The sequence below is a fragment of the Acidovorax sp. LjRoot204 genome (assembly GCF_056175785.1).
In genome coordinates this window covers 1-9,065 of the sequence record NZ_JBGFFF010000165.1, presented here as the reverse complement: position 1 = coordinate 9,065, position 9,065 = coordinate 1, and the positions used below count along the sequence as shown (strand labels likewise).

10 protein-coding genes are annotated in these 9,065 nt (G+C 63.1%); 6 read left to right on the top strand and 4 right to left on the bottom strand.

The genetic code is table 11. From position 1 onward, the window contains the following. Positions 1–195, bottom strand: a 195-nt coding sequence (locus AC04MI_RS20945) for a cold shock domain-containing protein (protein ID WP_476498596.1), incomplete at its 3' end; no start/stop codon positions are given. A gap of 16 nt (positions 196–211) precedes the next feature. Continuing rightward, positions 212–1,114: a CoA transferase gene (locus tag AC04MI_RS20940; RefSeq protein ID WP_436077227.1), complete on the bottom strand. Its 903-nt coding sequence runs from the start codon at positions 1,112–1,114 to the stop codon at positions 212–214. A 175-nt stretch (positions 1,115–1,289) separates the two neighbouring features. On the opposite strand from AC04MI_RS20940, the gene ygiD reads away from it, so the two are divergent. Further along, on the top strand, positions 1,290–2,153 hold the full coding sequence (ygiD, locus tag AC04MI_RS20935; RefSeq protein ID WP_476498597.1) for a 4,5-DOPA-extradiol-dioxygenase: 864 nt from the start codon (positions 1,290–1,292) through the stop codon (positions 2,151–2,153). A 125-nt stretch (positions 2,154–2,278) separates the two neighbouring features. Here ygiD and AC04MI_RS20930 read toward each other — a convergent pair whose 3' ends face one another. Both AC04MI_RS20930 and AC04MI_RS20925 read right to left on the bottom strand, forming a co-directional pair. Further along, on the bottom strand, positions 2,279–2,851 hold the full coding sequence (locus tag AC04MI_RS20930; protein WP_436077228.1) for a nucleotidyltransferase family protein: 573 nt from the start codon (positions 2,849–2,851) through the stop codon (positions 2,279–2,281). A 34-nt stretch (positions 2,852–2,885) separates the two neighbouring features. Next, the gene (locus AC04MI_RS20925) at positions 2,886–4,082 is read right to left on the bottom strand and encodes an amino acid aminotransferase (protein ID WP_476498595.1); all 1,197 of its coding nucleotides are present in this window, start codon (positions 4,080–4,082) and stop codon (positions 2,886–2,888) included. A gap of 105 nt (positions 4,083–4,187) precedes the next feature. On the opposite strand from AC04MI_RS20925, the gene uvrB reads away from it, so the two are divergent. From uvrB to AC04MI_RS20900, 5 genes are all read left to right on the top strand, one after another. After that, positions 4,188–6,278: an excinuclease ABC subunit UvrB gene (gene uvrB / locus AC04MI_RS20920; RefSeq protein ID WP_476498594.1), complete on the top strand. Its 2,091-nt coding sequence runs from the start codon at positions 4,188–4,190 to the stop codon at positions 6,276–6,278. Between the two features lie 251 nt (positions 6,279–6,529). Further along, the gene (iscR, locus tag AC04MI_RS20915; protein WP_476498593.1) at positions 6,530–7,066 is read left to right on the top strand and encodes a Fe-S cluster assembly transcriptional regulator IscR; all 537 of its coding nucleotides are present in this window, start codon (positions 6,530–6,532) and stop codon (positions 7,064–7,066) included. A 115-nt stretch (positions 7,067–7,181) separates the two neighbouring features. Then, positions 7,182–8,402 carry an IscS subfamily cysteine desulfurase gene (locus tag AC04MI_RS20910; protein WP_476498592.1) on the top strand — a complete coding sequence of 407 codons (1,221 nt, stop codon included), beginning with the start codon at positions 7,182–7,184 and terminating at the stop codon, positions 8,400–8,402. Positions 8,403–8,441: 39 nt separating this feature from the next. Further along, the gene (gene iscU, locus AC04MI_RS20905) at positions 8,442–8,843 is read left to right on the top strand and encodes a Fe-S cluster assembly scaffold IscU (RefSeq protein WP_056063045.1); all 402 of its coding nucleotides are present in this window, start codon (positions 8,442–8,444) and stop codon (positions 8,841–8,843) included. 25 nt (positions 8,844–8,868) lie between these two features. Then, positions 8,869–9,065, top strand: a 197-nt coding sequence (locus AC04MI_RS20900) for an iron-sulfur cluster biosynthesis family protein (RefSeq protein ID WP_476498591.1), incomplete at its 3' end; no start/stop codon positions are given.

Here is a 9,065-nt window from a genome sequence, read left to right as displayed (position 1 = left end):
CAACACAGCCATAGCCCGGGGCCCTTTTCCGCCGACATGAATCTCCTCGTACACCACGGCGAGCCCTTCGCGGGGCGGGGCGGTACCCCGGTAGTCCCGCACATGAAAGAACACATCGGCGGACGTGTCAGGGCTGCGGATAAAGCCGAAGGCGCGGCTGGCGTCCCAGCGGACGACGGTGCCTTGTTTCTGCATCGGTCAGGAAGTGCTTTCAGGCCAGGGTGTGCAAAGGAATGTCTTGCGCCACCGCCAAAGCATCAAGCTGCGCGCGGGTCTGTGTGCGCAAGAACGCCGCCACGGCCGCGTGGGTGGCGGGGGCGCGCAGCACCTGCGGGTCGCCCGTGGCGGGCAAGCCTGCGGCAGCACACAGGCTGGCGGCGAAGTGGGGTTCCAACGCGGCCACGGCCACGCGGCCGTCGGCGCAGGGGTAGATGCGGTAGCCTGCGTGGTTGCCCCCCACGTCGCCCTCGGGGGTGGTCAGGCCCCAGTCGCGCGGYTGGGCCAGCCAGGCGGCGGCGTCGGCCAGGGCCACTTCGATGCACACGCCACTGCCTGTGTGGGCGCGCTCCAGCAGGGCCTGCAGCACGGCTTCGCTGGCCATCAGGGCGCCACCCATGTCGGCGTACAGGGTGGGGGGCATCTCGGTGCCGGTCACCAGGCCGGCGTCGGCCAGGTAGGTGAGGTCGTGGCCGGGCTCTTCGGCCCGCTCGGCCGCCGCGCCCACGATGCGTACCAACGAGAGGCGTGGATATTTTGATTGAAGCGCCTCCCAGGAGAGGCCTAGCTTGGCCAGGGCCGACGGACGGAACGAGGTGATCAGCACATCGGTGCTCGCCAGCTCAGCATGCAGCGTGGCTTGGCCTTCAGTCGTCTTGAGGTGGGCATGCACCACGCGCACGCCTTGGTGCAGCGTGGCGTATGCCGCCGGGCTGTAGATACCCATGGGGTCCGCGCTGGGGTAGCCGGGGGCTGGGGGCGGCTCAAGCTTGGAGCATTCGGCGCCCATACGGGCGCAGCGCATCAGGGCGGCAGGGCCGGGCAGGTTCAGCGCGAGGCTCAGGACGCGGACATTGCGCAGGGGCTGGGGCAGGGGCTGGGGCAGGGCGGTGGTCATGGGCTCAGGGTTGTCTCGGTGTTGTGGTTTTGAATGGAAGGTGTGGCGCTGGAACTTCGCAGGGCGCGCGGGCTCACTCCCTGCGTTATACATAATTTGTTACGCTCCCTGACCCATGCAACGCAGAACCTCTTTGGCCGCCCTCACGGGCCTGGCCGCCTTTCCGGGAGCTTTCATGACCTCGTCTTTGAGCAGTGCCGCCACGGCGACCGCGCTGCAGGCGCTCAAGCCCTCGCCCCGCATGCCCGTGCTGTTTGTGGGCCATGGCAGCCCCATGAATGCCATCGAGGACAACGCCTGGCGCCGCAGCTGGCAGGCCATGGGCGCGGAGCTGATGGCGCGCGCCGTGCAGCCGCAGCTCATCCTGTGTGTGTCGGCCCACTGGCTCACGCGTGGTGGCTGGCAGCTCACTGGCATGGCCAACCCCAAAACCATCCACGACTTTGGCGGCTTCCCCCAGGCGCTGTTCGACCAGCAGTACCCCGTGCCGGGCGCACCGGCCGTGGCGCGCAGCCTGGCCAGGGAGCTGAAATCTCCTGCCACGGGCGCCGCCCTCGGCGTGGACGAGGGCGAGTGGGGGCTGGACCACGGCACCTGGTCGGTGCTCAAGCCCATGTTTCCCCAGGCGCGTATCCCGGTGATGCAGCTCAGCATGGACTACAGCCGAGCACCGGCCGAGCACTATGCGCTGGGCCAGCAGCTCAAGGCCCTGCGCGAGCGGGGCGTGCTGATCGTGGGCAGCGGCAACATCGTGCACAACCTGCGCGCATCCCGCCGTGGCTCGGCTGCCAACGAAGCCTACGACTGGGCCACGGAGTTCGACACCGTGGTGCAGGAGCAGATCAAGAAGGGCCAGCTGGGCGCCTTGCAGGACTTCCAGAACCTGGGCGCCGTGGCCCAGCAGGCGCACCCCACTTACGAGCACTACCTGCCGCTGCTTTACGCAGCGGGAGCCGTGCTGCCCAGCGAGATGCCCCGCTTTTTCAACACGGGCTATCAGTCGGCATCGATCTCGATGCGGTCGGTGCTGTGGGGCTGATGGATGCTTTCTGAAGCGGATTGAATGCTTCTTTTTTGATAGCTATTGGTGCATGTACATCTAGCACTTGAGGCCAAAAACGCCTGAAATCGCCGCGTCGCCGCGTCGCAGCGGTGGGGCGGTCTTCAGGTCGCCGCGCGACCTGCGGCCTGGATCGTCAGCCACGGCCAGCGTTCGCGATAGCTTTGCGCCTTGGCCTCAAACAACGGCAGGTGCGGGCAGGCGGGGTTGGGTTTGAGAAGTCCTGCGTACAGCTCTTCCAGTCCGTACGGCGCGTACAGCGTGGGCTGAGCAACGCCGGGGGTGATGGCAGGTTGCAGGCCCACGCAGGTGCAGGGCACCAGAAAACGCTCGATCCCGTTGCGGGCGGACTGCAGCGGCGCATACGGGTAACCAAACCAGCGCTGGTACCAGAGGTGCACGCGGGCCTGGTTCTTGGCTTCGACGGTGATGGGCAGGTCGGCGAAGAGGGCGGTGGCTCGGGCTTGCACCTGCTGCTCCGCCGATTCGGACAAGTCGTTGCCGTCGAAGTAGAACAGGTCGTAGTCCTTGATGTTCGCGGTGGGCGCCAGACCTGATCGGAGGTTCCACACCGTCTGGAACAGGCAGCCCGCCACCAGCCACGCCTCCGGCAGGCCCAGAAACGGCAAACGCTCCAGAAGGGCCGCGTTGTGCGGGTTCTGGAGCGTTTCGCTCACAAAGCGGCGCGCGAGCGCCGCTTCCTCATCGTGCTCAGACGACCTTTGCAATGGCCTGGCAGACGTAGTCGATGTTCTTGCTGTTCAGGGCCGCGACGCACATGCGGCCGGTGTCGGTACCGTACACGCCGAACTCGTTGCGCAGGCGAACCATCTGGTCCTTGGACAGGCCGGAGTAGCTGAACATGCCGATCTGSGTGGTGATGAAGSWCATGTCCTSCTTCACKCCSGCRGCCTTGAGGCCGTCSACCAGCTTYTGGCGCATGGCCTTGATGCGCACGCGCATTTCGSCSAGTTCYTTTTCCCACAKSGCGCGCAGCTCGGGGTTGTYSAGCACWGCRGCCACCACKGCGCCRCCGTGGATSGGYGGGTTGGAGTAGTTGGTGCGRATCRCGATCTTGAGCTGSCTCAGCACGCGGCCGGCTTCTTCCTTGTCGGCGCACAGCACCGACAGGCCGCCCACGCGTTCGCCGTACAGGCTGAAGCTCTTGCTGAAAGAGGTGGACACAAAGAAGTTCAGACCGGCAGCCACAAACTTGCCGATCACGGCGCCGTCTTCGGCGATGCCGTGACCAAAGCCCTGGTAGGCCATGTCCAGGAAGGGCGTCAGGTCCTTGGCCTTGACGACGGCGATGACCTGGTCCCACTGCGCGGCGGTGATGTCGTAGCCGGTGGGGTTGTGGCAGCAGGCGTGCAGCACGACKAYGGTGCCGGSGGSCGCMGCGTTCAGGCTGGCCAGGAAACCTTCGAAGTTCACGCCGCGCTTTTCAGCGTCGTAGTAGGCGTAGGTGTCCACTTCAAAACCGGCGTTGGTGAACAGCGCGCGGTGGTTTTCCCAGCTGGGGTCGGAGATCAGCACCTTGGCGTTGGGGCTGACCTTCTTCAGGAAGTCGGCACCGATCTTGAGGCCGCCGGTGCCGCCGATGGCCTGCACGGTGGCTACGCGGCCAGACTTCACGGGTTCGCTCTCAGCGCCGAACACCAGGCTCTTGACGGCGTTGTCRTACGCCACGATGCCGTCGATSGGCAGGTAGCCRCGSGCCGTGGGSGYSGWCATCATGKTCTKTTCKGCGGCCTGCACRCAYTGCARMAGSGGCAGCTTGCCGTTGTCGTCGWARTARACGCCGACGCCSAGGTTGACCTTGTTGGGGTTGGTGTCGGCGTTGAATTGCTCGTTGAGGCCCAGGATGGGGTCGCGGGGGGCCATTTCGACGGCGGTGAACAGAGACATGAAAATCCTTGAAAGGTTGTCAGTAGCGAAGAATCCGGGCGTGGTGTACTGTGCCGGGTTCGGCCGATTTTAACGGCCCGCCTTCACCACCCGTTGACCGCCCCCATGCCGGATATCACAGAAGTCATAACTGAAAAGCAAGACGGCGAGTTCGTCCGCTTCCCCGATTCCCCGTTTGAACTGTTCCAGCCGTACCCACCGGCGGGCGACCAGCCCGAGGCCATCAATAAGCTGGTGGAGGGACTGAATGATGGGGAAACCTTCCAGACGCTGCTGGGTGTGACGGGATCGGGTAAGACCTTCACCATGGCCAACGTGATCGCGCGSMTGGGMCGCCCGGCCATCRTSTTYGCGCCCAACAAGACRCTGGCSGCGCAGCTSTACAGCGARTTCCGCGAGTTCTTYCCCAAGAACGCCGTGGAATATTTCGTSAGCTAYTACGACTACTACCAGCCMGAGGCCTACGTGCCGCAGCGCGAYCTGTTCATCGAGAARGACAGYKCGATCAACGAGCACATCGAGCAGATGCGSCTGTCKKSCACCAAGAGCSTGMTGGAGCGGCGCGATGTGGTGATCGTGGCCACTGTGTCGGCCATCTACGGCATTGGCGAGCCCGAGAGCTACCACCGCATGGTGATGACGCTGCGGGTTGGGGACAAGCTGGGGCAGCGGGACGTGATCGCTCAGTTGATCCGCATGCAGTACCAGCGCAACGAGGCGGACTTTTCGCGGGGCAAGTTCCGTGTGCGGGGCGACACCATCGATGTGTTCCCGGCCGAACACTCCGAGCTGGCGATTCGCATTGAGCTGTTTGACGACGAGATTGAGAGCTTGCAGCTGTTCGACCCGCTCACGGGCCGCGTCAAGCAGAAGATCCCGCGTTTTACCGTGTACCCCAGCAGCCACTACGTGACGCCGCGCGACAAGGTGCTGGCGGCGGTCGAGACCATCAAGCTGGAACTGGCCGAACGCCTGCAGCAGCTGGTGGCTGACGGCAAGCTGGTSGAAGCGCAGCGSCTGGAGCAGCGCACSCGMTTYGAYCTGGARATGCTGRSCGARRTSGGCCACTGCAARGGCATCGAGAACTACACGCGCCACCTSTCGGGCGCSGCSCCGGGCGAKCCGCCCAGCACGCTGACCGACTACATGCCCAAGGACGCGATCATGTTTCTGGACGAAAGCCACCAGATGATCGGCCAGCTCAACGCGATGTACAGCGGCGACCGSTCGCGCAAGACCACGCTGGTCGAATATGGTTTTCGCCTGCCTTCGGCCCTGGACAACCGACCGCTCAAGTTCGAGGAGTTTGAGCAACGCATGCGGCAGGTGATCTTTGTATCGGCCACGCCCGCCGACTACGAAAAGACCCATGCAGGCCAGGTGGTGGATCAGGTAGTGCGCCCCACGGGCTTGGTGGATCCGGTGGTGGAGGTACGCCCCGCCACCCATCAGGTGGATGATGTGCTGCAAGAAATACGCATTCGTGTAGAAAAGCATGAGCGCGTRCTCATYACCACGYTGACCAAGCGCATGGCCGAGCAGYTGACCGACTAYCTSRSCGACAACGGYGTSAAGGTGCGCTACCTGCACAGCGAYGTSGACACCGTGGAGCGGGTGGAGATCATCCGCGACCTGCGCCTGGGGGCGTTTGACGTGCTGGTGGGCATCAACCTGCTGCGCGAGGGGCTGGACATTCCTGAGGTGTCACTCGTGGCGATCCTCGATGCGGACAAGGAGGGCTTCTTGCGTGCCGAGCGCAGCCTGATCCAGACCATTGGCCGTGCAGCGCGCAACTTGAACGGCCATGCCATCCTGTATGCCGACCGCATGACCGATTCCATGAAAAAAGCCATGGGTGAGACGGAACGCCGGCGCATCAAGCAGATCGCATACAACGAGGCCAACGGGATCACGCCGCGCAGCATTGTCAAGCGGGTAAGAGACCTGATTGACGGCGTGTACAGCGAAAAAGCCGGCAAGGACGCCGAGCGCCTGGAGCAGGAAGCGTTGCAGCGGGCGCAGGTGGAGGACATGTCCGAGAAAGACGTGGCACGCGAGATCAAGCGCCTSGAAAAGCTCATGMTGGARCATGCGCGCAAYCTSGARTTCGAGMAGGCGGCCCGGGTGCGCGACCAGCTCACTCGGCTCAAGGACCAGGCCTTTGGTGCGCACGGCAGCGATTCCGTGGCCTTGTAAAAGGGATTGCGATTGGGAATGCGATGAGAAAATACTATTGAGTCGATTAATAACTATTTGGTTTTTTAACCCGACAGAATCAATAGGGATTTGTGCTATACTCGCACAAAAAACTCAACAAAACAGCCCAACGATGAAGGGCTCCGCAGCAGGTGACTGGGCGGAGTAAGGGGCGGAGACGGTGCCTCGCTGGCAAACAGTCAGCGCAGGCGGTTTCTTCAACGAACAAGCCTTAGCACAAGGAGCTTGCGATGCGTCTCACAACCAAAGGCCGTTTTGCGGTCACCGCCATGATTGACCTGGCCCTGCGCCAGAACAACGGCCCCGTCACGCTGGCTGCCATCAGCCAGCGCCAGCAGATTTCGCTGTCGTACCTGGAGCAACTCTTTGGCAAGCTGCGCCGCCATGAACTGGTGGAATCCACCCGTGGCCCCGGCGGCGGTTATACGCTGGCCCGCAAGGCAGGCGACATCACGGTGGCCGACATCATCGTTTCSGTCGATGARCCCATCGATGCCACGCARTGTGGYGGCAAGGAAAACTGCCTGGGTGAAGCCGGCCGTTGCATGACGCAYGARCTSTGGGCCTCGCTGAACCAGCGCATGGTGGAGTTCCTSGAYTCSGTCACSCTGCARAAGCTGGTSGAYGASCAGMTCGCCAAGGGCGTGCAGATCGAGRACAAGCCTGTGGTTCGCCGCGCCATCTCCACGACGCCGGTGGTCAAGCCCATCCGCGTGAACGCCCCCAATTCAGTGTTTGCGCTGGGTAACGTCTTCGCCAAATCCTGATGCTTGGTGCACTGTGCTGGCCCTGGGGTCGGCACTGCCCTGACCGCGTTGTAATCGTTTTCTTGTTTGTTCTGCCTCTTCTGTTTGCCAGCCAGAACCTTTTACTGAGCCAGCCATGGACATGACCCCGCACTTTCCCATCTATCTCGACTATGGCGCCACGACCCCGGTAGACCCCCGCGTGGTGGACGCCATGATTCCCTGGTTGCGTGAGCACTTTGGCAACCCGGCGTCGCGCAGCCACGCATGGGGCTGGGAGGCCGAAGAGGCGGTGGAAAAAGCGCGTGTGCAAGTGGCCGASCTGATCGGWGCCGACCCSCGCGARATCGTCTGGACCWSYGGYGCSACCGAGTCSAWCAACCTSGCSYTSAAGGGCGCKGCSCAKTTCTACAARGGCAAGGGCAARCACCTCATCACGSTSAAGACCGAGCACAAGGCCGTGCTCGACACCATGCGCGAGCTGGAGCGCCAAGGCTTTGAAGCCACCTATCTGGACGTGCAGGAAGACGGCTTGGTCAACATGAATGCCCTGAAGGCTGCCATCCGTCCAGACACCGTGCTGATCAGCATCCTCTTCGTGAACAACGAAATCGGTGTGATCCAGGACATCCCCGCCATTGGCGCCCTGTGCCGTGAGAAGGGCATCCTGCTGCATGTGGATGCCGCCCAGGCGACGGGCCGTGTCGAGATCGACATGAACATGCTGCCCATTGACCTGATGAGCATGACCGCCCACAAGACCTACGGACCCAAGGGCATCGGTGCGCTGTACGTGCGCCGCAAGCCCCGCGTGCGGCTGGAAGCCCAGATGCACGGTGGCGGCCATGAACGCGGCATGCGTTCGGGCACCTTGCCCACGCACCAGATCGTGGGCATGGGCGAGGCTTTCCGCATCGCCAAGGAAGAAATGGCCGAGAGCAACGCCAAGGCCAAGGCCCTGCAGCAGCGTTTGCTCGACGGCCTCAAGGACATCGAACAGGTCTACATCAACGGCAGCCTGGAGCGCCGTGTGCCGCASAACCTGAACATGAGCTTCAACTWCGTSGAAGGCGARTCGCTSATCATGGGTATCAAGGGCCTGGCGGTGTCTTCGGGCTCGGCCTGCACCTCTGCCAGCCTGGAGCCCAGCTATGTGTTGCGCGCTTTGGGCCGCAGCGACGAGCTGGCCCACAGCAGCCTGCGCATGACCATCGGCCGTTTCACGACCGAGGAAGAGATTGACTACGCCATCTCCACCATTCGCGAGAACGTGGCCCGCCTGCGCGAACTGAGCCCGCTGTGGGAGATGTACAAAGACGGCATCGACATCAGCACCATCCAGTGGGCTGCTCACTGATTCCGCACACATTCTGGACGTATTGAAGAGGTACACATCATGGCTTATTCAGACAAAGTGGTTGACCATTACGAGAACCCCCGCAACGTGGGTTCGTTCGACAAGGGTGACGATTCGGTGGGCACCGGTATGGTGGGCGCGCCAGCCTGCGGCGACGTGATGAAGCTGCAGATCAAGGTGAACCCTGAAACCGGCGTGATCGAAGACGCCCGCTTCAAGACCTACGGCTGTGGTTCGGCTATTGCCTCCTCGTCGCTGGTGACCGAGTGGGTCAAGGGCAAGACGCTGGACGAAGCCGCGGCGCTCAAGAACAGCGAGATCGCCGAAGAGCTGGCCTTGCCGCCCGTCAAGATCCATTGCTCCATCTTGGCGGAAGATGCCATCAAGGCTGCTGTGCTGGACTACAAGACCAAGCACGCCACCACGGCCACTGCCGCCTGATTGTTTGACAGATAGATCGAGAGACATGGCCATTACGCTGACAGAAGCTGCAGCCCGGCACGTCAACCGTTACCTTGCCCGCCGTGGCAAGGGGCTGGGCGTGCGTCTGGGGGTCAAGACGACCGGCTGCTCGGGGCTTGCCTACAAGCTGGAGTATGTGGACGCGAGCGAGCCTGAGGACATCGTGTTTGAAAACCACGGCGTCAAGGTGCTGATTGACCC

What these genes read in the sequence shown, in the direction of transcription:
- iscU (WP_056063045.1), top strand. Translation starts at nt 8,442, where the DNA reads ATGGCTTATTCAGACAAAGTGGTTGACCATTACGAGAACCCCCGCAAC.
- ygiD (WP_476498597.1), top strand. Translation starts at nt 1,290, where the DNA reads ATGACCTCGTCTTTGAGCAGTGCCGCCACGGCGACCGCGCTGCAGGCG.